The sequence below is a fragment of the Empedobacter sp. UBA7620 genome, assembly GCF_002484185.1.
GTDB classification, from domain to species: domain Bacteria; phylum Bacteroidota; class Bacteroidia; order Flavobacteriales; family Weeksellaceae; genus Empedobacter; species Empedobacter falsenii_C.
Map to the genome: position 1 here is coordinate 19232 of NZ_DLJI01000066.1, position 24256 is coordinate 43487.

Sequence of the window (24256 nt, forward strand, 5' to 3'; positions counted from 1 at the left end):
TTGTGTAAATACATTTCAGATGGGTTTAACTTTTTATAGTTGAACCCTTTTTTCAAATATAGTTAAAAATTGATTTAAAATTATTCCCCAATTATGAATTGGTTGTGTCCACTTTTTAGAAATTTGGATCAATGAGAGATATACCGATTTTTTCAGTGCATCATCCGTTGGGAATACCATCTTATTTTTGGTGTATTTACGCACTTTTCCATTCAAATTTTCGATAAGGTTGGTAGTGTAAATAATTTTTCTGATTTCAATAGGAAAGTCAAAAAATACAGTTAATTCGTCCCAATTATTTCTCCAAGATTGTATCGCATAAGGATATTTTTGATTCCATTTTTCTGCAAATCGGTCTAATTCATGAGCTGCCATCTCTCTATTTGTTGCATTATAAATCAATTTCATGTCTGAGGTAAACTCTTTTTTATCTTTCCAAACCACATATCGAGCTGAATTTCGAATTTGGTGAACTACACAAATTTGTGTGTTAGCTTGAGGGAAAATATTGGCGATTGCCCCTGTAAATCCGTTCAAATTATCGGTTACAGTAATCAAAATATCTTCAACGCCTCGAACTTTTAAATCCGTCATCACACCTTGCCAAAAAGCAGCAGATTCGTTCTCTCCAAGCCACATTCCTAGGATTTCCTTATGTCCTTCGCGATTCAAACCAACTGCTAAATAAATCGTTTTATTGATTACTTTTCCTCCTTGACGAACCTTAAACACAATTCCATCCATCCAAACAATGCAATAAATTGATTCTAGAGGACGATTTTGCCAATCCAAAACTTGACTATTCACTTTGTCTGTAATGATGGATATCGCTGATGTAGAGAGTTTATAGCCGTATAATTCGTAAAGTTCAGATTCGATATCCGAAACACTTAGACCTTTAGCATATAACGAAATAACCATATTTTCAACAGAAACTGATTTGGATTGATGTTTTGGGACAATAATTGGATCAAAACTCCCTTCTCGATCTCGAGGAACCTCTATTGTAGATTCCCCATATTCGCTTTTTAAACGTTTTGAAGTTGTGCCATTACGTGCATTGGAATTGTCACTTTTCTCATTTTTTGAGTAACCTAAATGGGCTTCAAGTTCGCCTTGTAGCATGGCTTCTAATAAATCAGAATGCAATTCTTTTAATAATTTACTTAGATCTTCTTGGGTTTTGATCCCTTCTAAATGACCTTGATCTTGGATAAATTTGGCTACAGATTTTTTCATAATAAACGGTGTTTTATAAATTTAATAAAATAAATAAGGTGAGTTACTAAACCCACCTTAATTTATGTTTACACAGTTTTTTGGATACTGCCAAAAATCTTAGTTTTCTAATTCTAATTAACACTAATTATGAAAGAAATCCAACTAATTTTAGTTGGATTTTTTTCGTTTAAATTTATAAGTTAGCATTACACCGCCTTTGTACAGAATCCATTCACCACTTTTGTTAAATGATTTCGCAGAATCATATCTTCCGAAATTAGGAGAGTCTTCTTTATAATAACCTTTGTAATTTCCTTGTGAATGCCCTCCACCAACAAAAACATCTAATCCCCAATGTTCGTTGATCTTAACTTGATAACCAATTGTAGCACCAGTTAAAATTGCTACTCCTCTTTGGTATTTATCAGTGTTCCAATAATTCCATTTTTGAATATCAAAGAAACCGACTCCAATGTTTGGACCTATATAAAATTTACTAAAAGATTTATCAAAGTAATACCTACCTTCACCAAAAGCCATATACATTTGTAAATGATTTCCTGCAAATGATTTCCAAGGAGAGATAAATCCGTCAGCTTGTAAAGTTATTCTATCTGTAAGTGCATGCTCTACACCAAGATTTATCATTGCAAGAGGCATAGTTAAGGCATTTGCTTTGATTTGTGTTTCGCCTTTTTGAGCAAAGATTGTGGCGGGAAATAACAACCAAATTAATTTATTCATTCGTAATTTTTATCAGTTTGCTAGGCTAAGGTAAAAAAAGCAGTTTATTTATATGTTAATTCAAGCTTTTTTATAACTTTACTTAACATTTAAGTACATTATGGCACCAATCATATCAATCCTAATTATATTTTTGATTTTCGGAATTTTTGTTTCGATATTCTTTGTTATTGCCGTATCTGATGCGAAAGTCAGAGAGAAAAATGAACAACATACACTGAAAAGTTTACCAGATCAGGTAGACTTAAAAGCTGTTGTACGTTACAATATTGGACGTCCGCAAGGGAGATTTCTTAAAATGAAATCTTTTCAGGGAAGTGGTGTATTATATGTACAAGGAGATCAATTAATTTTCAAAGATATTTTGGGCAATGAAGATCATATTTTTGATTTGAAAACATGCAAATTATCTTGGGTTGAGAACAAGATTAATGGGATTACAAACGCTTTTAAAGTTGCTGATCACGAAGCAATTATTTTCTTTTATATCGATAAAGGTGTCTTTATTTTTAATGCGATTGAAGAAAATGCGTCGACTTCAGATTTATATATTCGTCTGAAAGAATTGCGTAAAAGTATTAGAAATGCTAAAAAAGCTGAGTCGGCAAGTGAATAGTTAATCCAGCTCGGAAACCGCTCATATCTTTAAAATTCTTATTTTCTCTAAACTCGAAAGAATAACCAGCATTTAACTCTACAATGCTCAAAACTGCAATACCAGCTTTTGGAGTAATTGTCCATGGAGAAACTTCGGCGCGAATAACATAAAAAGCAGAGCTAAAATTTGAACTATAAGGATCACCTGGATTGTTGTGAAAATTGAACATATATCCAGCTCCAACTTCAGGAATTACACGAAATTTATCTTTCATATAACCCAAATTTGCATTGGCGCTAAACGTCAAAATATTGTTGTTATCTTGTACTAAGAACAAATCTGTTCCAACTTTTCCGTAATTTCCGTTCCAATATTCATAACCAAGATTAATTGTAAAATAATCGGATAAATTTTGTTGTGCTTTCGCTTGAAAACTAATGATAAAAACAAAGATTGCGATGAACTTTTTCATGTGATAAAATTAATGAATTATTTAGCTTTCTCCCAAAAAATAAATTTTCATCATCATTAATGATTTTTTATTTCAAATTGAGAGGTATATTTACTCCAATTGAAAATTGAAAACCTTTGATAGGTTTAAAACTATCTTTTTTATTAATCTTAAAACCATATCCAAAACCAAAATCTACAAAAGAAGCTAATGAAATACCAGCTTTTGGAGTAATTGTATAAGGTGTAAATTCACTTTCTACAAATGGAAAAAATATACATCAACTGGCTCGCGGCAACATATCCTGTAATGCCAACTTCAGGAATTACGTGAAAATTATCTCGCATATATCCCATATTAGCATTTGAGTCTAATTTAAAATCAACCATATTATCACCTAAGCCGAAAAGAAAAAATAAACCTGCTTTACCAAAGTTTCCAGATTGATTAGAGTAGCTTAAGGTTGATCCCCATAGAACTTCTTGTTAATAAGAAAAAGAACTAAACAAAAGAAAGAGTGAAAGAATAATTTTTTTAATAAATATGGGATAGTTTTTCGTTAAACAAATTTAATGTAAAGATAAATAGCTACAACTTATCTTGTTGTAGCTATTTATAATGATTTATTAAAATTTAAAATCTACTCAAAATTTTAATCCATCGTGAATCCTTTTGTATAGATTCGTCCGTAATAATCTGCAAATTTAATTGACACGCGACCTTTATAATTTTTTAAGATTTTTTCGATATCGTCTTGTGAACTTACATTTTTATCATTGATAGATAAGATAATAAATTCTTCTTGAACACCTGCTGCTGCTAATTTTCCTGCATTATCTAGATGTTTTACCATGACACCATAATTAATTCCGAAACTATCTTTTTGACGTTCTGTTAATGGCTCAAATTCTGCACCAAGAACTTCAGTTGGCGTTAAGTCAGATTTGCTTCTCACTTTAGTGCTTCCTTTAGCATCTTTCAATGTGATGTTGTATGTTTTCTCAGAGTTTCCACGTCTTACAGTAAGTGCAACATTGTCACCAGGACGTTTGCTACCTACGATGAATGATAACGAAGAGAAAGATGTAATTGGTTTTCCATCTACAGCTGTAATGATGTCTCCTTCTTCGATTCCAGAATCAATTGCTGATCCTTTCGCAACCAATTCAGTTACCATTACTCCATTATCGGTTTTAATGTTCTTTTTGAACTGTTTGTTATATTGTTTTACAGCATCTTCATTCGATAAATCAAAACCTTTGATACCTAAATATCCACGTTGTACAATTCCGTACGATTTGATATCCTCAACAACTTTTTTTACCAAGTTTGCAGGAACAGCAAACCCGTAACCAGAATAAGCTCCTGTTGGCGAAGAAATAGCTGTATTGATACCAATTAAATCTCCATTTGCATTTACCAAAGCACCACCAGAGTTTCCTGGATTAATCGCTGCATCGGTTTGAATAAACGACTCGATTGGTGATTCAGAATTTTTACCTAAAATATTAATGCTACGACCTTTTGCCGAAACAATACCTGCTGTAACAGTAGATGTCAATCCAAATGGATTACCAACTGCTAATACCCAATCTCCAACATTAATCGCATCAGAATCGACAAATTTTGTGAATGGTAAACCTTTTTCACTAATTTTCAATAAGGCAATATCTGTACTTGGATCAGTTCCAACTAATTCAGCAATATAACTTTTTTGATTATTCAAAGTCACTTCAATCTTAGAAGCACCTTGTATCACGTGATTATTTGTAACTATATATCCATCTTGAGAAATAATTACACCAGAACCCATTCCGGATGGTTGATCTTGATCTGGTTGCTGTTGTTGTCTTCTTCTTTGTTGTTGTTCTGGTTGACCAAAAAAGAAATCAAAAGGATCAAACATTTGTTGCTGTTGTTGCTGTCTTTGATTCGAATAATTTTTGATACTCACAACCGTATGTACTGCTTTGTTAGATGCCTGCACAAAGTTTGGCGCATCATAGCCATAATTTCCTTTATAATCTACAAATTCAAAGTCTCCGTTTTTCTGATGACTTGCGTTTGTAATAAATGGATTACTTCCATTTTCGTTCATCAAATAAAAACCTCCCATTGTTGTCATAGAACTCACTAATCCAACTAATAAGTATCCTGTATATTTTTTCATCTTTATTATATAAGTTTTTAATGTTTTAGATTTAATCAAATTTAAGACCAAAATTTTAACATTTCAAACCGTTTAACGCATGTTAACACTATATTATAAATCTTTTATAACATTAGTTAAGAGTGACAAAAATGTCTTTACTTTGTTTAAAATTAAAGAAGTTGAAATTAAAATTTTATAAATATCAAGGAGCTGGGAATGACTTTGTCATGATTGATGATCGAGAAAAAACGTTTCCAATCTCTACAGAATTGATTAATAGGCTATGTGATCGTAATTTTGGGATAGGAGCTGATGGTTTGATTTTGTTACAAAATGATGAAAATTCAGACTTCAGAATGGTGTATTTCAATTCGGATGGAAACGAAAGTACAATGTGCGGAAACGGAGGACGTTGTATTATTCGATTTGCAAATGATTTGGATGTGGCTAATGACAAAATGACATTTAATGCGATTGATGGTTTGCATCATGGTATCGTAGATCAAGAAGTTATTCGTTTACAGATGATTGATGTAAATGAAGTAGAAGATCACGACAAATATTTATTTATGAACACAGGTTCGCCGCATCACGTAGAATTTGTGGAAAATGTAAAAGATGTTAATGTTTATAAAAAAGGAAAAGCGATTCGCAATGGAGCGCCCTATTTTGAGAAAGGTTCTAATGTAAATTTTGTTGAAGTAATGCCAGATAAAAGTCTTACGATACGTACATATGAACGTGGAGTTGAGGACGAAACCTTGGCTTGCGGAACAGGAATTACAGCTGCTGCGATTTCTGCTTATGTTAAAAATTTGGTAGACAAAAAAGATATCAAAGTAAAAGCAATGGGAGGAGATTTATCTGTAAATTTTGAAGAAAATAATCATAACTTTGTCAATGTTTGGTTAAATGGACCAGCAGTAAAAGTTTTTGAAGGTGAAATTGAAATTTAATTCAATCCAATGAAAAAATTAAATTTAGTATTAATATTAATCTGTTCATTCGCATTTGTAGGATGTACATTTATAGACGGTTTCAAAGGAAATGCAACCAAAGATGGTTATATCTATATCTCTCGTGGAGCTAAATTTGAGCAAGTTTTAGATTCTTTAAAACCATTTTTGAAGGATGAAAAATTGTTCAAACAATATGCAGAAGATGCAGATTATCCAGCAACGATAAAATCTGGAAAATATAAAATCTCAAGCTCAGATTCTAACCGCGATATTATTGATCGTTTGCAAGGGGGAGAGCAAGAAGAAGTGAAGCTTCGTATCAAAAATGAGCCAACAATTTATCATTTGGCGGGTTCAGTTTCCAAACAAATTGATATGGACTCTATCGAAGTTTTGACAGCTATTCGCGATTTTGTGAAAGAAAAAAACGATACAACGTTAAACGACGAAACAGTTAAACAATATTTTATTCCAGAAACGTATTTCGTGTATTGGGGATTAACACCAGAAAAGTTTGTGGACAAAATGGTGGCGCAGCACGACAAAGTGTGGAATGCAGATCGTTTGGCAAAAGCAAAAGCGCTCAACATGACACCTTTGCAAGTGACAACTTTGGCGTCTATTGTACAGTTGGAATCATCTGATAATATGGATGAACAACAAAAAGTTGCACGTGCATATATGAATCGTTTGGCGAAAGATATGCGTTTAGAAGCCGATCCAACATCTATTTATGCGTACAAAATGGAAAATGGTTGGGATCAAAAAGTACAACGTGTGTACAAAAAATGGACGTGGTCTTCGAATGCGTACAACACATATCGTAACAAAGGTTTGCCACCAGCACCAATTTGTTTACCAAATTTAGGAGCAATTGATGCGGTTTTATCACCAGCAAATCACGATTTTATTTTCTTTGTTGCAGATCCTAAAAAACCAGGTTACCACATTTATACCAATGATTATCAGGAACATTTGAAAAATGCTGAGAATTATAGAAATTGGTTAAAAGAGAATAATATCAAATAGTTGTATCTTTAGCTAAACCAATTTTAGCTATGTTACAACCAAATTATACAAAAAGAGAATTCCTAAAACTGCTTGGTACAGGTAGTTTAGGAATTTTTTTTATGTCTTTTTATTCGTTTGATGATTTTTTGGATGATAATTTAATAATCTTGACAAAAGATGATGCAAAATATGATCAATACCGAAAATCATTCAACAAAAGAATTGAGAAGTTTCCGAAAATTATAGCAGTTTGTAAATCTGAAACTGGAATAAAAAAAGCAATTGCATTAGCAAACGAAAAGAAACTAAAAATTGCCATTCGAAGTGGAGGACATAGTTTTTAAGGTTTTTCGAATGTTGATAACGGATTGTTGATTCATCTTGGATTGATGAAGAAAATTACGTGGTTGCAAGAGAATAAAGTGAAATTACAACCAGCTTGTTTGTTGCAAGAGATTTATGCGAATTTTTTACCTAAGAAAAGAATTATTCCAGCTGGTTCGTGTGGAACTGTCGCTATTGGTGGTTTGACTTTGGGCGGTGGTTATGGTTTTTTTAGTCGGAAATATGGTTTGACTTGTGATAATCTGCTTCGTGTAAAAATGATCGATTACAAAGGAAATACAATCGACTCTGATAAAGATCCCGATTTACTTTGGGCGTGTAAAGGCGGCGGAAATGGAAATTTTGGCGTTGTAACGGAATTACATTTCAAAACTTATCCAGTCCCACAATCTTTCAGCGGATATCGTATGAAGTTTACAAATCTAACATCAGATAAATTTGTCAAATTAATTCGACTTTGGTTCCAAGCAACGGAAAAATTACCTAAAGAAGCTTTTTCTGCTTTTGTGTTGAATGGAAAGTTTTTGACCATTTTATTTACCAATTTTGCAGTAAATCAAACAGATTTTGAGAAAACATTTTCGAGTTTAATTCCTCTAGCGAATGATTACAAACCGATGAAAAATAGAAATCTGGCTGCTGCACTCAAAAATTATTATGGCGTAACAGAACCAATTTATTTCAAAAATTCTTCGGCTGGTTTGTACACAGGAATTGAAGATATAGAAAAAGGTTTGGAAGATATTTTTGCAAAAGTTGTTGCTTCTAAAGGAATGATTTATCAGATCAATACTTTGGGAGGAAGAATCAATGAAGTCAAAGCTTCAGATTCTGCTTATCCACATCGTGATATTAATTATTTGAGCGAATTACAAGCATATTGGGATTTGCCTTCGCAAGAAGAAAAGTTAACAAAATCATTTGAAGAAGTGCAACAATTATTAAGAAATCTTGGAAATGTAAAACAGTACCGAAATTATCCAGATATCAATTTTCCTGATGCAAATAATGCTTATTTCGGAAATAATTTGGTTCGTTTGCAAAAGTTGAAAAAGAAATATGATCCAAATAATTTGTTTGATTATCCACAAGTGATTAAATAAAAAAACTCCTGAAAATTATTTTTCAGGAGTTTTTGATTGATTATTTGAAAGCTTTTTTCATCTTAAATTTTAGCATATTCATTAATCCTGATTCGATAATATCAATACCTAAACCGTAATTACTATCTGCAATTGTGTAATGATTATTTCGGAATTCCTCGAAATTTTCCATCGTAATTTCATGATTTGTCGAAGGATTGTATTCAATGTAAGCACTTCCTCCACTTGCTGTAATTTTCTTTCTACTTGAGTAGGTGAAATATTTATCATTAATCGTCGATTCTTGAATCGTATACTTTTCTTTTGTATCAATTTTTTGATCGGTTGATAAGTTGATTTCATACTTTTCACTATCGAAATTATGCCAAAAACTTGCGTCTTCGTGAATAAAATCTCTCACATTATTCTTCGGGATATTTCGATCAAAGAACATCAAGAAGCGTTCATTTGTCACTTTATCTTTAAAATATGGATTCTCGATTCGTGCTTTATATTTTATCGTTAATTCGTTCAGCTTTTTATCATCCGAAACAATTTCAATAGAAGTGTCTTTAAAAATTTCTCTCAAATCCATTTCAGGGCGATCTGCACTATAATTTAACGCATAATAAAAGAAACTATTCCAACTATCAATAATTTCTCGCTTGTTGGTATTCTTGAAATATCGGCGCATATTATTTGCACGATTGTAACGATAAATCGATTCAGATTCTAAATAACCTTCGTTTCCTTTTGCCGCTACACTGACTTTTTCATCTATACAAAACTTAGGAAATTTGTAAGGTTCGCGAATTTGTAAGGTCTGATTTGGTTTAATTTCTAAATAATGCGCAAAATAAATAAAGCTTCTATTTTCTAAGTAACCATACTCATTACGCATTGTTGCATCAACGTAATATGTCTCATTATTATGTTTCACTTTTACAATCACATGATTGAAAGCCAACAACGATGGGAGATAATATTTGAAATAGAAATCAGTATTATAATTCAGTAAAATGATTGAAGATTCTAATCCTAGATAATCAAAAATAACTTTCAATAAAATAGATTTTGCCTTGCAATCTCCTTGTTTATTCGCATAAGTTACTTCTGCTTCTTGAGGTTTGTGACCGCTCATTTCATCAGCATTGTAGATATAATAAATATGGTTTTGAACATATTCTATCGCATATTCAATTTTATCTTCGATGTCAGAAAATTCATTTAATTTCTCAATCAGATTTGGTGCGAAACTTTCAAGATTTGCTTTGTTAAGCACTTCTTCGTAATAAGGCGAAATAAAGTTTGAAAGCTTTTCCCAGGTGCTTTTTGTTGCAAAATCGATGTAAGGAAAAATCTCGCGATTTGGATCTGTTGGATTAAGATAATTTACTAACTCAAAAACGAAAGAACCGCCAGAAGGAATTGTTCCTGTTTCTGCTTCGATTACATTTCCATTTTCGTCACGGAAGAAGTTTTTCTTGTAAACAAATTCATCATCACGCTCATTGATTAATTCGAACGTATAATTTCCATATGCCCAATACGAATCAGGGCTAACCCATAAATAACGGCTGTATTCTTTGCGGACAAAATCTTTGTCAGTAAATATTTTTTCTCTTGCATCTTCCAATACAAGAATATCATATAAACGCAAATCTTTGATCGAAATATTAATTTTTTTGCTTTTGTTGATTACGCCAGAACCGCTATCATTTTCGTTATCCAAAACTTTTATAGTGATATCTGCTAATTTATTAATTAATTCTCCATCACGAATCACAGAAATTCTATGAATCAAATAAATTTCGTTTTCTTCGACAATTGTATCGAATGTAGAAGCTTTTTCTAAATTTGCAGGATCAGTTAAGGTGTAAGACATGTTAACATACTCGATATGTTTTTCACGTGTTACATAAAATTTTTTGTCCAAAAAGTAACAATAATCTCGTCCTTCATCTAAAATATTTTTCGAGAAATCAGTTTCTTTAGAAAGTTCAATAATTTGTTCGTCTGTTAAACTCTTTGTCCAATTTTCTGGTTGAATAATTTTATAAATTTCGGTAGTATGGTTTTCCATCTATTTATTTTTAGTTGATTAGATTAAAAGTACAAAAATTATTTATAAAAAAACGCGTCTACTTTGTAGACGCGTTCAGATAAATTTTATGATTTAGAACTTATATCGTAAACTCACGATAAAATATCTTCCCAAAACATTTTTAGTTGTAGTTTCAATATAGTTATTACTAAATCCATTCGAAACAATTACGTTATTTCCTAATAAGTTTCCACCTGTAAGAGTTAAATAAGTTTTCTTCGCAATATTATATCGTGCAGAAGCATTCCATTCTTTTGCTGTGTTTATTTCTACTCCATCGCGGTATTGTAAACGATAAGAGAAATCGGTCTGAACTAATAATTTACTTGTAGCGGACCAAGCAGCTTCTCCATATGGACGCCAGTTCGTAAATTTCTGTTCAGATAATGATTGATATTTACTTAGGTTTAAATTAACCCCAGCCTTCAATTCAAATTTCTTTTTGAATGTAAATGAGTTCTCTAAATTATAAGTTTGATTAAAACTCTTGTTGTTAACATTGTTTAATTTATCATTTGTTACAACACCATTTTTGTATTCAATATTTCGTGTAATGGTATAATAATTAGAAGTAGAAATATTACCTGTTAATCGTGCATTGTACCATTTAGCAAAACGTTTCCCAATCATGAAATATCCTGAATAAGTTTCTTGATTATTACCAGAATTAATTAAGGTATTGAATTGATAGTTATTTACAATTGTATCGTTTCCTGAGATGATAAAATCACGGTTTAAAACAGATTGTGTTTGTATACTTTTTTCTTGTAATGTATAACTCAAATTCGCAAAAATATTAAAAAATGTGAATGAGTTAAAATGACTAAAATTAAGACTTGCTGTATGTGTCAAAGCTTGTCTTAAGTTTCTATTTCCATAGAAAATCGATTGATAACTTTGAATTGTGTAAGAATCATTAAAATCTTTTGTGTACGGATAGCTATAGTTTTGTGTATAACTAGCGCGAACACTTGTTGCATTGTTAAACTTGTATTGCAAATTCAAATGAGGTAAAAATTTTTTTTCCGAACGATTTAATTTTTCACCATCTTGGTATTTAGATTTTTCATTAAAAAATGAAATTCCTGCTCCTGCATCTACTTGAAAGTTTCCTAATTTTTTTGTCAACGTTACATCAGCAAAAGACTCGTTGTAATCTAGATCTGTATTACTGATTAATAAATTATTATTCATTAATTTCTGAAAATCATAGATTTTATTCTCAAAATCTTGTGTACTAAAATTTGTTCCAACTTTTACTTTAAGGTTAGATGTATTTGTCAACAAATGATTATAGATTCCATATAATTGAACAGTATTCAAAACAAAGTTTTGATCTTGATTGATATTATATTGATTATTTACTTGAGATAAATTCTTGAACAAATTAAAAGATGAGAACGGATTTGCTGTTGATAAAACATTGTAATCTGGCGTATCTTTTTGATATTGATGACGGAAATATAAACCAACATTATCATCGCGCCCAACTTTACGGATGTAAGATAAAGTTTGTGATAAAGAATAATTCTTCTGTTCAGAATTTACATTTCTAAAGCTATTTTTTTGATCATTATAATAGCTATCAACCAATTGCTCGTTTTCGCTATCTAAATAATTAAAGTTTAAGCGATATTTAATTTGTCCTTTATCATTCGGATTATAATCTAAACGCAAACGCGACATTCCCATCAAAATATTGCTCTTATTTTGTTCTTGATCGACAGTTGTATAAGGCGTTTCGATGTTGTTGTAATAACGCTCAGATTTAGAATTGTAACGAATATTATTGGTATTAAGTAAACCAAAACCAGAGATTTTTAATTTCTTATTTGGTTCAACACCAAAATGCACAGCACCATTATAGGTATTCATACTCGGCGCATCATTTTTTGTCATTAAGTTTAGATTGTTCGAATTTCCTCTTAATGAATAAATACTTCCTTCAGAATTAAATTCAGAATATCCACCAAAGAAGCTCATATAATCATCTTGATCAAAAACTTGTTTCCCGAATGTATTAAAATCATTGATTAAAGTACCGTCCGTTTTTTCTGAGAAATAGAAAATCTTTGCTTGTGCATCTGTATGTTTATCCGCATCTCCACCTAACGTCACATTACCAAATGCAAGACGTTTCATATCATCTTTTAGTTCGATGTTTAACGAGAATTGTTCGTCATCTTCTTGTAAGGAAGAAGCAAACGGATTTGATTTGAACTTAGTATTTAATTGAATTTTAGAAACTGCATCCGAAGGTAAATTTTTGTTCAATAATTTTTCGTTACCACCCAAAACTTCACGTCCACCAACTGTTACTTGCGACATAGGTTTACCTTTGTACATTACCTTTCCATTTTGAACTTCAATTCCAGGTAATTTTTTAAGGATATCTTCTAATGTTTCCTCATTTCCAACTTTGAAAGAATCTGCATCAAACTCAATTGTATCACCTTTTACTTTGATCGCTTGTTGAGCTTTTACAATTGTTTCTTTTAAAGAAATTTCTTTTCCTTGTTTAAGCTTTATTTTTTTGTTGACATTTTCAGTCAAATCAACATTTTCAACATATGTTTCGTAACCAGATTGCTCAATTTCGATATCATATTTTTGTCCACAAGGTAATTTGAATTCAAATTCACCCATATTACTTGTAAAAACAAAACCTTTTCCTTCGTTTTTACTATCAAAAATAGAGACAGAAGCATCTGTAACAGGAATTCCAGCATCATTTGCAACAGATCCTTTTAATTTACATTCTTGTCCAAATGAGATTTGAGCAGCAGAAGTAAATAAAATTAGATAGAGTAATTTCTTCATATGTATTTTTTAGTTGATGACTCAAAATAGAGTTTTTTGTAAAACACATCTATTTATGTGTTAGAAACAGATGTGTTTTATATTTTGTTTAATGAATTATTGGGTGTCTACACCGCTATTCATCATTTCTTTCATCTTTTTCTGCATATCTTCCATAATTTTCATGAATTGATTATGCGTTACAGTTTCACCTTTTGTAGGAATGTTAACTTTTAATTCTTTATCCGAAAGTTTTAATTCTTTTAATGTGAAAATCATTGTTGTTCCTTGGTAATCAAATTGAGCTTTTACAATTAAACCAGGTAAGCCAGCTAAAGAAGTTGGTCCATCTTTTATTGGAATTTCTGGAGCAAACCAAGCCGTTACAGGAATAGAATCCATCATAACACCTTCTGCTTTTGTTGCTTTATATCCAGCAATATCAGTTTTCTCACGAGAAATTTTCCATTTGTAATCAGGAATTTGATCTTTAATCAAATATTGTTTTGTCCCCATATCAACTTCTTTGTAATACAAATTTGGAGTTACAGTAAAGTCTTTATAAGTTGGTTTATTATCGAAAGTTGCCATTTGTTGGGCAATCATTCCTCCTTGAGATTGAGCATTTCCTACTTTTTGTTCTAATACAAAAGTTGATTGTTTTGAATTACTTTTTAAGAAATAATTCATGAAAACACCCGCATCAATTTCAGCTTTTAACATTGGGCCAACTTGTGAACGATATTGTTGAGGAACTTGTGCCATTGTTTTGTCATAATCCAATTTCATTTCGCAAACATAAGTTGCATCGATATTTTGTGTTTTATTGTCTTGTGCGATAGAAACTGTAGTTGTGATAATTCCTAAGGCAAATGTTAAGATTGCTTTTTTCATAATTGTTGTATTTGTCTAATTAGTCTGCTTTTGTAGATTAATGTTACAGATGTTTTTTGAATTTATTCTAAAAAATAAAATGTCATTCAAAAAGTTAAGGATTTTCAAATGACATTTTTATCTAGCAATTTATTATTTTTTTATAATAAATACGTCGAGACATTTCCACCTTTTTTGATAAAATCTTCTTTCAATTCATCAAAAAGTTCTTGGTTAATAGCCTTTGTTGTTCCTTCTAAAATATATGTTGTATATCCCAATGCTAAAGCATCTTTTGCTGTATAATACACACAATAATCTGCTGCTAAACCGCATATGTATACACTTGTTACATTATGATCTTTCAAAAATCCATTTAGCCCTGTTGGATTCTTTTTATTCACATCAAAAAAAGCACTATACGAATCAACTTCTGGATTCATACCTTTTCGGATGATTGCACTTATTTTATTTTGCTTGATATCTTTGTGTATTTCAGCTCCTTTAGTGCCTTGTACACAATGATCTAGCCATAAAACTTGACGATTTCCACCTAATTCGATTACATCAAAAGGTTGTTTATCTGTGTGTTGAGAAGCAAAACTTTTGTGATTTGCTGGATGCCAATCTTGCGTTGCCACAACAACATCATACTTTTCTTGCAATTTGTTTATGCGTTCGATAATTTTATCTCCATCATTCACAGCCAACGAACCTCCTGGTAAAAAATCGTACTGCATATCTACGATGATTAAAGCTTTCATAGTATTTTATTTCTTAAGATTAATTTAGAATTAAATATAAGTTTTATAATATGAAATTGAACCAATTTTTATGAAAATTAATCGAATTTTAAGAAACCTTAATCTCGTTTATTTACACCAGAATTTCTCATTTCTTCGAAACGTGAGCGTTGTTCTTGCATTAATTTATCAAATTCTGCTTGCGAAATAGCACCTTTATCTTTTGGTTTTTCGATTGTTTTTGTATTTGTTGATGTTTTGATATCTGTCAAAGAAATAATTTTAGAACCTTTAAACATTCCTCTGTTAATCTCTGTTTGTACTTCTGCGATTAAACCTGGTAATCCCCAATAATTTTCTGGACCAGTTTTATATTTCAACGTTGGAATGTACCAAACTGTTGTTTGAACACTATCAATAATAGCAGTTGCTTTTTTGGCTTCGTTGCCTAAAATTGTTTTCGTTTCTCGTGTTAATTTCCAATCAAAATTTTGCAAAGAATCTTTCACAACATAACTTTTCCCCATCATGTTTTGCTCTTTTAAAAGCAAATGATTTGTACTATTTTTATAAATATTATCTCCATTCATCGACATCATTCGCATTCCGCCTCCACGTGGACCTCTTATTCCTTCACTTTGATCGTTTGATATTTTTTCATCCATTTTATATAAAGATTCATTTCCCAAAATAGTCAACTTAGCTTCTTGAGGTTCTTGAATATTTTTCTTGAATTGCTCTTGCATTTCTTTTGACATCGTACGTCCATTGCCACCTCCCGGAGGTTGAAACGTAAAATCGTCTGGCAAAATAATACGCGTTGTGTATGAAATTTCTACTTTTTCTTGTTGCGAAAAGGCTGAAAAACTAACTAGTAAAATAAAAACTGAAATTATTTTTTTCATTTTAAATGTGATTATAGCTCTTAGACAAGAAATAGTATAAAATGTTTAATGAAGGATGAAAATATTTTCTTTAATCCTTACTAACACCTTCAGAACTCATCTGTTTTAGCCTTTCCATTGCTTTTTCACTTAACGCTTTATATTCTTCGTTGGTGATTGTATTTTTATCTTTTGGTTTTTCGATTGGTTTGAGATTTGGCACTTCTTTGACTTCTGTTGCACGAATAGTACTACTTTCGATTCCTTTATTTTTTGAGTTTTTGATTTCTACTTCTAATATCAAACCAGGCAAACCATTATAAATTCCAGGTCCATCTTTTATCGCAATACTTGGAGCATACCATGCGATTACAGTTGTTGTACTATCCACAATAGCTGTTGCTTTTTTGACATCAAAACCAATTAATTTCTTTGTTTCACGCGTCAGTTGCCATTTGTATTCGGTTAATTTATCTTTTATTGTATAAGTTTTGTCAAATGATTTTACACTTTTCAAATAATCTTTTGTAGTTAAATTTTTGAATAAACCATTTCCTGAATCTCCAAAACTCATCGAAACTCTCATTCCATTTCCTCCTTGTTGATTATCTATTTTTTCGACTTTATTATAAGATGATTCGTTTTCATTGATTGTTAAGATAAAATCTTTTGGCTCTTGCATATTCTTAATCATGTCATTGTAAACATCAGTCGGAATTGTACTTTCTTTACCATTTGTAGAAAATTTTACAGAACCTTTAAATTCTTCTGCATTTACTTTTACAATCTCTTGATAATTCACTTCAAGCTTTTGTGCAAAAGAAATAGTGGTAAGTAGAACGAAATAAGTAAATAATGTAACTATTTTTTTCATTGTAGTTTGATTTGTTCTACAATGATAGTAATATTTTTATATTCTACAATAATAGAATTAAAAATTTATAGAAATTTTAAGAAATGATTTAATATTTGAAGACAGATTATTTTAAATCCTTAAAGTACTGACGTTTTTGTATGAAATACTGAAATGGCAATAATTCTTTATCTGAATAATTTTTGATTTGATGTTGTTGACGTTTTTTATACATTTTTATAAAACCAAAATAAAAATGCATATGTGATAAGAAAACAGCCCAAACATGTGGAAGTCCTTGTTTTGGTAAAAAGGCAACAGCAGCAATTCCATCCATAGAAAGACGAGTGAAAAGCATCGGAAAAAGTTTGTTTGTAGGTAGATTTTTAAGCATCATCCACAAACTATTTCGGTAATTTAGATACCATTTTTTTGGATTGGATTTATCCAAAGTTGCACCGCCCAAATGATAAACAGTTGATTCTCCACAATAATAAATTTTTCGCCCAGCATTGTTTAATCGCCAACACAAATCGATTTCTTCCATGTGTGCAAAGAATTCTTCGTCAAAACCATTTTGTTCAAAGAAATCTTTTTTTCGGATGAATAAACTTGCACCCGTAGCCCAAAAAATTTGTGTGGTGTCGTTGTATTGTCCATTGTCTTTTTCTAAAGTTGAAAAAACACGTCCTCGACAAAATGGATAACCAAATTTATCAATAAAACCTCCTCCTGCACCGGCATATTCAAAATACTCTTTGTTTTTGTAGTCTAATATTTTGGGTTGAATTGCGACGATATCAGGATTGTTGTCAAACAATTTTTCAATTGGTTCTATCCAATTTTCAGTTACTTCGACATCCGAATTTAATAAACAGAAATATTCTGCATCAATTTCTTTTAAACCTTCGTTATAGCCTTGTGCAAAGCCATAATTTCCTTTGTTCTGAATGATTTTGACAGAAGGAAATTGAGTTGTTAACAATTCGATTGAGTTGTCAGTCGACGCATTATCAATTACATAAATTGTTGCGTTTTTAGAATTGTTAATAACCGAAGGTAAAAATTGAGGCAATAATTTTTCGCCATTCCAATTTAGGATTGCAATTGCTGTTTTCATGAATATTTAAAATTACAAATCGGCATATTTCCAACGTTTGTGGCTCCAAAGCCAATTATCTGGATGTTGTTGAATGGTTTGTTCTAAATGATGAAAAAATTGATGAACAATTTCATTTTCTTCAAATTTTTCTTGTTGAGGTTGTAGTCGAATAAAAGTTGTGTGATAATGACCGCGTTTTATTTTTTCGGTTTGACAAAAGACAACAGCCATGTCTTTGCGGCGTGCAATTTTATCAAAACCATTAAAAACAGGCGTTCTCTGATTGAGGAAATCAATAAAATAGTGAACAGCCGATTGTTTTGGACTTTGATCTGCGACAAATAAATAGGCTAATTCTCCATCATTTGGAGCTTTCATCATAAAACGCAACACATCTTTCATATCTAACGCTTTTGTTCCGAAACGACCACGCATTGCATTGATTTTATCGTTCCAAAAAGGATTTCTAATTTTATGGTAGACAGCTGCACTTTCTTTTGTTGGTAAATGTTTTACCGTTCCAATAAACCATTCCCAATTGAAAATATGCCCACACATCATCATGACATCTCGTTTTTCATTTTTTATTTCATTAAAAACGTCGAGATTAGAATATGTAAATCGTTTGTCCAATTCTTCTTGAGAAATAGAAAAACTTTTTAAAGTTTCGACTAAATAATCACAAAAATTTGCATAAAATTTCTTGTGAATTACTTTGATTTCTTCCTGAGATTTTTCGGGAAAAGAGTTTTCTAAATTTGTTCTAATGACACGTCTTCTATAACCAATAACTGTGTATAGCAGAAAGAACAGAAAATCCGAGAATTTGTATAAAACCGAAAGAGGTAAACGTGAAATTTGATAAATTATGAAATAAAAAATGCTATTCATTTGACAAACAAATAAGCGACAAATTTACGAATTAAATTTGTTCGTTGCTTGCCAAATTGCATCTTTCGGAACTGGAGCTACAATTGTCATTTCTTCTTTTTTGACAGGATGTTCAAATGTAATGCGATGAGCGTGCAAACAAATGCTTCCGTCAGGATTAGAACGTTTAGCGCCGTATTTCAAATCGCCTTTGATAGGAGAACCAACAGAAGAAAGTTGCGCGCGAATTTGATGTGAACGACCTGTAAATAACTTCACTTCGACACAATGAAAAGAATCTAAAGCGCCTAAATAAGTGTATTCTAAAATTGCTTTTTTTGCATCAGCAGTAGGTTTAGAATAAACTGTTGTTTTATTATTTTTAGGATTTTTCTTTAGATAATGTTCTAAACGTTCAAAATCTTTTGGCGGTTTGCTTTGTACAATAGCACGGTAAACTTTGTCAATATTTCGTTTCTGAAACATTTCGTTCATTCGTGTTAAAGCTTTCGAAGTTTTAGCAAAAATCAACACACCAGAAGTTGGACGATCCAAGCGATGCACCAACCCTAAGAAAACATTTCCAGGTTTGTTATCGCGTTCTTTTATATAGTCCTTTAGACTATCGATAAGTGGAATGTCGCCTGTTTCGTCTCCTTGTGCTAATTCACCCGCTTTTTTGTTGATGATTAACAAATGATTATCTTCGAATAAAATTTCTGGATTCATGTTATTGAGAATAAGGTTTAGACTTAGAGAAAGTCAACCTAATTAATTAGAATTTATTTAATTTTTAATGCTTTTTTGAGTTTATTAATCTCAAAAATTGTAGCATTTAATTCTTCAAGAAGAAGATTTATTGTGTTTTCGTTAAAATATCCAACTTTCTGTCCATAATACAAATGAGATTTTGTTTCGAAAGCCGAACCTTTTGCGATTTCATAATATTTAACTTTATCATTAATACTAGATTTGCCAAAACCTTCAGCAATATTTGCTGAAATACTTTCTGCAGAACGTCTTATTTGTGATGTTAACCCATAATCTTCTGTTCGAGGTAAATTTGAACTTAACTCAAAAACTTGAACAGCGATATTCATTGCTTTTATCCAAATTGGCATTTCTGTGAAATCGTGATAAGGCATGTGGTAAGTTTAAGGTTTAGACTAAGATTAAGTTTAGAAAGAGGTTAAGATTGAGTTTTGTCTTTTCCTCAATCTCAACCTTAACCTTAATTTCTAATATTGTTCATTCGCATTTGGAAAGTCGCCCGATTTTACATCCGCAACATATTGTCCAATTGCTTGGTGAATTTGATCTTCTAAGTTTAAATATTTACGAACAAATTTTGGTTTGAATTCGTTGTTTAATCCCAACATATCATGTACAACTAAAACTTGACCGTCGCAACCTGCACCTGCACCAATTCCAATTGTAGGGATATTAACAGAGGCTGTTACTTTAGCAGCTAAATCAGCTGGAATTTTTTCCATTACTAATGAAAAACATCCTAATTCCTCTAATAATTTAGCATCGCTAATTAATTTTTCTGCTTCCGCATCTTCTTTTGCACGTACTTTATATGAACCAAATTGGTAAATAGATTGTGGTGTAAGACCTAAGTGTCCCATAACAGGAATACCAGCATTTACGATACGACGAATAGATTCTTCAATTTCTTTTCCACCTTCTAATTTGATCGCATGTGCACCAGATTCTTTCATGATTCGAACAGAAGACTCTAAGGCTTTTTGTGGATCAGATTGATAAGTTCCGAAAGGTAAATCAACCACAACCAAAGCACGTTTAGCTCCTCGAACGACACATTGAGCATGGTAAATCATTTGATCCAAAGTAATTGGTAAAGTAGTTTCGTGACCAGCCATTACATTCGCTGCAGAATCACCAACTAAAATAACTTCAGTTCCAGCCGCATCTACAAGCGAAGCGATTGTAAAATCGTAAGCCGTTAACATCGAAATTTTTTCTCCGGTAAATTTCATGTTACGCACAGTTTCGGTAGTGATACGTTTGATTTCTTTATTTACAGACATTACGTTTATATTTTTAACTTTTGTAAAGTTAATTTGAATATTAAGACAGAACTAATTTTGACTGATATTTTTTCCAGTTTGACAGATGAGGAATAAGATAAACGGTTAGTTAAAAATGAAATAACAATTTTCACAATTTTGTAAAAGTAAATATACTTGTCTATTTGCTCATTTTTAGTAAATTGGTGTTCGAATTGAGAGAATTTCACTAAATTTGTTCTCTTAAACTAATTTTAAATAACCATAAATGAAAATAGCAATAGTGGGGACAGGCTACGTTGGTCTGTCTAACGCAATTTTATTAGCTCAGCGTAATGAGGTAGTGGCGTTAGATGTTGTTCCAGAAAAGATTGCAATGCTCAATGCAAAAAAATCTCCAATTGAAGATAAAGAAATTATAGATTTTTTGCAGAATAAGGAGCTTAATTTTCTTGCGACTTTAGACAAAGAAACTGCGTATGCAAATGCAGAATATGTGATTGTTGCAACGCCTACGGACTACGATCCAAAAACAAATTATTTTAATACATCAAGCGTAGAATCGGTTATAAAGGATGTAAAACAATATAATCCGAATGCTGTAGTTATAATAAAATCGACTGTTCCTGTTGGTTTTGTTGAAGATTTAAAATCACGATTAGACTATCAAAATATTATTTTTTCTCCTGAATTTTTGCGAGAAGGAAAAGCTTTATACGACAATTTGTATCCATCAAGAATTATTATCGGTGAGCAAAGCGAAAGAGCAGAAGTTTTTGCGAATTTGTTAAAAGAAGGAGCAATTAAGAAAGATATTCCGACGTTGTTTACACATTCAACCGAAGCAGAAGCAATCAAATTATTTTCGAATACATATTTAGCTTTGCGTGTCGCTTATTTTAATGAGTTAGATAGCTATGCGCAAACATTCAACTTGGATAGTAAACAAATTATCGAAGGAGTTGGTTTAGATCCTCGTATCGGTTCGCATTACAACAATCCATCGTTTGGTTATGGTGGATATTGTTTGCCAAAAGATACGAAGCAATTATTGGCTAATTATGATGCAGTTCCGAATAATATTATTCAAGCAATTGTTGATGCAAACAGAACGCGAAAAGATTTTATTGCAGATTCTATCATTGCAAAAAATCCTAAAAAAGTTGGTGTTTACCGCTTAATTATGAAATCAGGTTCAGATAATTTTAGAGCATCAGCAATTCAAGGAGTAATGAAACGTATCAAAGCAAAAGGAATTGAAGTGGTGGTTTATGAACCAGTTCTGAAAGAAGATTCTTTCTTTGGATCGAAAGTGATGAATGATTTTGAAGCTTTTAAACAAGAATGTGATGTGATTATCTCGAATCGAAATGCACCTGAATTAGCTGACGTGAAAGAGAAAGTTTATACGCGCGATTTGTTTGGAAACGATTAAAAATAACAACTATAAAATACTATGAAAACTATTTTAATTACAGGTGGAGCTGGATTTATCGGTTCTCACGTTGTAAGAGAATTTGTCTTAAAATATCCTGAAACGAAGATTATCAACCTTGATGCATTGACATATGCAGGAAATTTAGAGAATTTGAAAGATATCGAAAGTAAATCAAATTATGAATTCGTAAAAGCTGATATTACTGACGCAAAACATATATTAGAAGTTTTTGAAAGACATCAGCCAGATGGTGTTATTCATTTAGCTGCCGAATCTCACGTGGATCGTTCGATCACAAATCCATTAGACTTTGTGATGACAAATGTGATTGGAACAGTAAACTTATTGAATGCTGCAAAAACAATTTGGAACAATAATTTCGAAGGAAAACGTTTTCATCATGTTTCTACAGATGAGGTTTTTGGCGCTTTGGGTGATGAAGGATTCTTTACGGAAGAAACATCGTATGATCCGCATTCACCATATTCGGCATCAAAAGCATCTTCGGATCATTTTGTAAGAGCTTATCATGATACCTATGGTTTACCAATTGTGATGACAAATTGTTCGAATAATTATGGGCCAAATCATTTTCCAGAAAAATTAATTCCGTTGTGTATTCATAATATTTTGAACGGAAATCCGCTACCTATTTATGGAGATGGAAAATATACACGCGATTGGTTATTTGTAATCGATCATGCAAAAGCGATTGACTTGGTTTTCCACGAGGGAAAAAATGGAGATTCTTACAATGTAGGAGGTTTCAACGAATGGAAAAATATCGATTTGGTAAAAGAATTGTGTAAACAAATGGACGAAAAATTAGGTAAAGAAGCGGGAACTTCAGAACAATTAATCACTTTTGTGAAAGATCGTCCAGGACATGATTTACGTTATGCAATTGATGCGACTAAAATCAACGAAGAATTAGGCTGGAAACCAAGTGTGACGTTTGAGCAAGGTTTGAGCCTAACAATTGATTGGTTTTTATCAAACAAAGAATGGCTGGACAATGTAACATCTGGCGATTATCAAAATTATTACGAAAAACAATATAATTAAATAGTTTTAGGTTCTGGAAAAAGAACCTAAAATTTTAAACAACCTAAATTTATTTATTTTATGAGTTTAAACTCAGAAACAAATCAAAGTTGGTCTAACGTAATTACTTCAAAAAATAGTTTATTTTCTTTAAATTTAAAAGAAGTTTGGCGTTACCGAGATTTGGTTTATATGTTAGTGAAACGTGATTTTATTACGTCTTTCAAACAGACTATATTGGGGCCGATTTGGTTTTTTATCAATCCGATTCTTACAACAGTAATGTTTGTTATTATTTTTGGAAGAGTGGCGGGATTATCAACTGATGGAACTCCAATGTTTGCTTTCTATTTGGCAGGGAATATACTGTGGAATTATTTTTCTTCCTGCTTAACAGGAACAGCTTCTGTTTTTAGAGGAAATGCTTCTATTTTTGGGAAAGTTTACTTTCCTCGTTTGGTCATGCCACTTTCTGTTGTAACGTCTAACTTAATGCGATTCGGTGTTCAGTTCACATTATTTATTATAGTTGTGTTGTATTATTATTTTACTGGTGCATCTATAGAACCAAATATGTGGTTATTAGCAACACCATTTTTGATTATTTTAATGGCTGCATTTGCACTAGGAACAGGAATGATTTTATCATCTTTAACAACGAAATACCAAGACGTAAACATGTTATTGGGATTTGGTGTTTCATTAGCTATGTACGCGACACCGGTCATAATGCCCTTATCATCTTTTCCTGATAAATATAGATGGTTAGTTGAATTAAATCCTTTAACAGGCATTTTTGAATGTTTCAAATATGGATTTTTAGGTAAAGGAGATTTTACAATTGGTTTATTAGGTTACTCAACGTTGGTGATTTTTGTTCTTTTAGTAATTGGAACATTGATTTTCAATAAAGTAGAAAAATCATTTATGGATACTGTTTAACTTTTTAA

The 24256-nt window shown here is 31.5% G+C and carries 23 protein-coding genes; 8 read left to right on the forward strand and 15 right to left on the reverse strand.

Going from position 1 to position 24256, the window contains the following annotated elements; all coding sequences use genetic code 11:
* Nucleotides 1-33: 33 nt before the first annotated feature.
* Nucleotides 34-1239, reverse strand: coding sequence for an IS256 family transposase (locus B2217_RS16770; protein WP_291123322.1), 1206 nt, complete (start codon nucleotides 1237-1239; stop codon nucleotides 34-36).
* A 150-nt stretch (nucleotides 1240-1389) separates the two neighbouring features.
* Nucleotides 1390-1965, reverse strand: coding sequence for a DUF3575 domain-containing protein (locus B2217_RS16775; RefSeq protein ID WP_038331077.1), 576 nt, complete (start codon nucleotides 1963-1965; stop codon nucleotides 1390-1392).
* 100 nt (nucleotides 1966-2065) lie between these two features.
* Here B2217_RS16775 and B2217_RS16780 point away from each other — a divergent pair, with 100 nt between their 5' ends.
* Nucleotides 2066-2581, forward strand: coding sequence for a hypothetical protein (locus B2217_RS16780; protein WP_052217481.1), 516 nt, complete (start codon nucleotides 2066-2068; stop codon nucleotides 2579-2581).
* On the opposite strand, the gene B2217_RS16785 is transcribed toward B2217_RS16780, so the two are convergent.
* Nucleotides 2553-3035, reverse strand: coding sequence for a hypothetical protein (locus B2217_RS16785; RefSeq protein ID WP_291123325.1), 483 nt, complete (start codon nucleotides 3033-3035; stop codon nucleotides 2553-2555). The two genes, B2217_RS16780 and B2217_RS16785, sit on opposite strands and share 29 nt — an antisense overlap.
* Before the next feature lie 631 nt (nucleotides 3036-3666).
* Complete coding sequence (locus B2217_RS16790; RefSeq protein WP_221853974.1) at nucleotides 3667-5184, reverse strand: Do family serine endopeptidase; 1518 nt, start codon at nucleotides 5182-5184, stop codon at nucleotides 3667-3669.
* 161 nt (nucleotides 5185-5345) lie between these two features.
* Between B2217_RS16790 and dapF the strand changes: the two genes are divergently transcribed.
* From dapF to B2217_RS16810, 4 genes are read left to right on the forward strand one after another with little or no spacing between them, the layout of a single operon-like run.
* A complete protein-coding gene (dapF, locus tag B2217_RS16795; RefSeq protein ID WP_125349427.1) occupies nucleotides 5346-6122 on the forward strand; it encodes a diaminopimelate epimerase in 777 nt (258 codons plus the stop codon).
* A gap of 9 nt (nucleotides 6123-6131) precedes the next feature.
* On the forward strand, nucleotides 6132-7154 hold the full coding sequence (mltG, locus tag B2217_RS16800) for an endolytic transglycosylase MltG (protein ID WP_114998867.1): 1023 nt from the start codon (nucleotides 6132-6134) through the stop codon (nucleotides 7152-7154).
* A gap of 29 nt (nucleotides 7155-7183) precedes the next feature.
* The gene (locus tag B2217_RS16805) at nucleotides 7184-7480 is read left to right on the forward strand and encodes a hypothetical protein (RefSeq protein WP_291123328.1); all 297 of its coding nucleotides are present in this window, start codon (nucleotides 7184-7186) and stop codon (nucleotides 7478-7480) included.
* 24 nt (nucleotides 7481-7504) lie between these two features.
* Nucleotides 7505-8584, forward strand: a complete 1080-nt coding sequence (locus B2217_RS16810; RefSeq protein ID WP_291123331.1) for a BBE domain-containing protein — start codon at nucleotides 7505-7507, stop codon at nucleotides 8582-8584.
* Between the two features lie 40 nt (nucleotides 8585-8624).
* On the opposite strand, the gene B2217_RS16815 is transcribed toward B2217_RS16810, so the two are convergent.
* The 11 genes from B2217_RS16815 to panB all read right to left on the reverse strand — a co-directional run bounded on the left by B2217_RS16815 (nucleotide 8625) and on the right by panB (nucleotide 20845).
* Nucleotides 8625-10646, reverse strand: a complete 2022-nt coding sequence (locus B2217_RS16815) for a hypothetical protein (RefSeq protein WP_038331085.1) — start codon at nucleotides 10644-10646, stop codon at nucleotides 8625-8627.
* A 93-nt stretch (nucleotides 10647-10739) separates the two neighbouring features.
* Nucleotides 10740-13487 (reverse strand): TonB-dependent receptor, encoded by a 2748-nt coding sequence (locus B2217_RS16820; protein ID WP_291123334.1) that lies wholly within the window; start codon nucleotides 13485-13487, stop codon nucleotides 10740-10742.
* 96 nt (nucleotides 13488-13583) lie between these two features.
* A complete protein-coding gene (locus B2217_RS16825; RefSeq protein ID WP_180905825.1) occupies nucleotides 13584-14360 on the reverse strand; it encodes a GLPGLI family protein in 777 nt (258 codons plus the stop codon).
* 140 nt (nucleotides 14361-14500) lie between these two features.
* Complete coding sequence (pncA, locus tag B2217_RS16830; RefSeq protein WP_180905826.1) at nucleotides 14501-15103, reverse strand: bifunctional nicotinamidase/pyrazinamidase; 603 nt, start codon at nucleotides 15101-15103, stop codon at nucleotides 14501-14503.
* Between the two features lie 98 nt (nucleotides 15104-15201).
* On the reverse strand, nucleotides 15202-15987 hold the full coding sequence (locus B2217_RS16835) for a GLPGLI family protein (RefSeq protein ID WP_291123337.1): 786 nt from the start codon (nucleotides 15985-15987) through the stop codon (nucleotides 15202-15204).
* 70 nt (nucleotides 15988-16057) lie between these two features.
* Nucleotides 16058-16840: a GLPGLI family protein gene (locus B2217_RS16840; protein WP_291123340.1), complete on the reverse strand. Its 783-nt coding sequence runs from the start codon at nucleotides 16838-16840 to the stop codon at nucleotides 16058-16060.
* A 106-nt stretch (nucleotides 16841-16946) separates the two neighbouring features.
* Nucleotides 16947-17939 (reverse strand): glycosyltransferase family 2 protein, encoded by a 993-nt coding sequence (locus B2217_RS16845; protein WP_291123343.1) that lies wholly within the window; start codon nucleotides 17937-17939, stop codon nucleotides 16947-16949.
* 12 nt (nucleotides 17940-17951) lie between these two features.
* Nucleotides 17952-18812: a lysophospholipid acyltransferase family protein gene (locus B2217_RS16850; RefSeq protein ID WP_219033748.1), complete on the reverse strand. Its 861-nt coding sequence runs from the start codon at nucleotides 18810-18812 to the stop codon at nucleotides 17952-17954.
* Nucleotides 18813-18836: 24 nt separating this feature from the next.
* Nucleotides 18837-19520, reverse strand: coding sequence for an RluA family pseudouridine synthase (locus B2217_RS16855; protein WP_114998884.1), 684 nt, complete (start codon nucleotides 19518-19520; stop codon nucleotides 18837-18839).
* A 53-nt stretch (nucleotides 19521-19573) separates the two neighbouring features.
* Nucleotides 19574-19936 (reverse strand): four helix bundle protein, encoded by a 363-nt coding sequence (locus B2217_RS16860; protein WP_180905832.1) that lies wholly within the window; start codon nucleotides 19934-19936, stop codon nucleotides 19574-19576.
* Nucleotides 19937-20029: 93 nt separating this feature from the next.
* Complete coding sequence (gene panB, locus B2217_RS16865; protein WP_125349417.1) at nucleotides 20030-20845, reverse strand: 3-methyl-2-oxobutanoate hydroxymethyltransferase; 816 nt, start codon at nucleotides 20843-20845, stop codon at nucleotides 20030-20032.
* A gap of 247 nt (nucleotides 20846-21092) precedes the next feature.
* Between panB and B2217_RS16870 the strand changes: the two genes are divergently transcribed.
* Genes B2217_RS16870 through B2217_RS16880 form a run of 3 tightly spaced genes read left to right on the forward strand, consistent with a single transcriptional unit; the run spans nucleotide 21093 to nucleotide 24248 of the window.
* Nucleotides 21093-22259: a nucleotide sugar dehydrogenase gene (locus B2217_RS16870; protein ID WP_291123348.1), complete on the forward strand. Its 1167-nt coding sequence runs from the start codon at nucleotides 21093-21095 to the stop codon at nucleotides 22257-22259.
* A 21-nt stretch (nucleotides 22260-22280) separates the two neighbouring features.
* The gene (gene rfbB / locus B2217_RS16875; protein WP_221853962.1) at nucleotides 22281-23327 is read left to right on the forward strand and encodes a dTDP-glucose 4,6-dehydratase; all 1047 of its coding nucleotides are present in this window, start codon (nucleotides 22281-22283) and stop codon (nucleotides 23325-23327) included.
* 60 nt (nucleotides 23328-23387) lie between these two features.
* Entirely contained in the window at nucleotides 23388-24248 is an 861-nt protein-coding gene (locus B2217_RS16880; RefSeq protein ID WP_280045514.1) for an ABC transporter permease, read from the forward strand.
* Nucleotides 24249-24256 lie beyond the last annotated feature (8 nt).

What these genes read in the sequence shown, in the direction of transcription:
- B2217_RS16770 (WP_291123322.1), bottom strand. Translation starts at nt 1,239, where the DNA reads ATGAAAAAATCTGTAGCCAAATTTATCCAAGATCAAGGTCATTTAGAA.
- B2217_RS16775 (WP_038331077.1), bottom strand. Translation starts at nt 1,965, where the DNA reads ATGAATAAATTAATTTGGTTGTTATTTCCCGCCACAATCTTTGCTCAA.
- B2217_RS16780 (WP_052217481.1), top strand. Translation starts at nt 2,066, where the DNA reads ATGGCACCAATCATATCAATCCTAATTATATTTTTGATTTTCGGAATT.
- B2217_RS16785 (WP_291123325.1), bottom strand. Translation starts at nt 3,035, where the DNA reads ATGAAAAAGTTCATCGCAATCTTTGTTTTTATCATTAGTTTTCAAGCG.
- B2217_RS16790 (WP_221853974.1), bottom strand. Translation starts at nt 5,184, where the DNA reads ATGAAAAAATATACAGGATACTTATTAGTTGGATTAGTGAGTTCTATG.
- mltG (WP_114998867.1), top strand. Translation starts at nt 6,132, where the DNA reads ATGAAAAAATTAAATTTAGTATTAATATTAATCTGTTCATTCGCATTT.
- B2217_RS16805 (WP_291123328.1), top strand. Translation starts at nt 7,184, where the DNA reads ATGTTACAACCAAATTATACAAAAAGAGAATTCCTAAAACTGCTTGGT.
- B2217_RS16815 (WP_038331085.1), bottom strand. Translation starts at nt 10,646, where the DNA reads ATGGAAAACCATACTACCGAAATTTATAAAATTATTCAACCAGAAAAT.
- B2217_RS16820 (WP_291123334.1), bottom strand. Translation starts at nt 13,487, where the DNA reads ATGAAGAAATTACTCTATCTAATTTTATTTACTTCTGCTGCTCAAATC.
- B2217_RS16825 (WP_180905825.1), bottom strand. Translation starts at nt 14,360, where the DNA reads ATGAAAAAAGCAATCTTAACATTTGCCTTAGGAATTATCACAACTACA.
- pncA (WP_180905826.1), bottom strand. Translation starts at nt 15,103, where the DNA reads ATGAAAGCTTTAATCATCGTAGATATGCAGTACGATTTTTTACCAGGA.
- B2217_RS16835 (WP_291123337.1), bottom strand. Translation starts at nt 15,987, where the DNA reads ATGAAAAAAATAATTTCAGTTTTTATTTTACTAGTTAGTTTTTCAGCC.
- B2217_RS16840 (WP_291123340.1), bottom strand. Translation starts at nt 16,840, where the DNA reads ATGAAAAAAATAGTTACATTATTTACTTATTTCGTTCTACTTACCACT.
- B2217_RS16845 (WP_291123343.1), bottom strand. Translation starts at nt 17,939, where the DNA reads ATGAAAACAGCAATTGCAATCCTAAATTGGAATGGCGAAAAATTATTG.
- B2217_RS16850 (WP_219033748.1), bottom strand. Translation starts at nt 18,812, where the DNA reads ATGAATAGCATTTTTTATTTCATAATTTATCAAATTTCACGTTTACCT.
- B2217_RS16855 (WP_114998884.1), bottom strand. Translation starts at nt 19,520, where the DNA reads ATGAATCCAGAAATTTTATTCGAAGATAATCATTTGTTAATCATCAAC.
- B2217_RS16860 (WP_180905832.1), bottom strand. Translation starts at nt 19,936, where the DNA reads ATGCCTTATCACGATTTCACAGAAATGCCAATTTGGATAAAAGCAATG.
- panB (WP_125349417.1), bottom strand. Translation starts at nt 20,845, where the DNA reads ATGTCTGTAAATAAAGAAATCAAACGTATCACTACCGAAACTGTGCGT.
- B2217_RS16870 (WP_291123348.1), top strand. Translation starts at nt 21,093, where the DNA reads ATGAAAATAGCAATAGTGGGGACAGGCTACGTTGGTCTGTCTAACGCA.
- rfbB (WP_221853962.1), top strand. Translation starts at nt 22,281, where the DNA reads ATGAAAACTATTTTAATTACAGGTGGAGCTGGATTTATCGGTTCTCAC.
- B2217_RS16880 (WP_280045514.1), top strand. Translation starts at nt 23,388, where the DNA reads ATGAGTTTAAACTCAGAAACAAATCAAAGTTGGTCTAACGTAATTACT.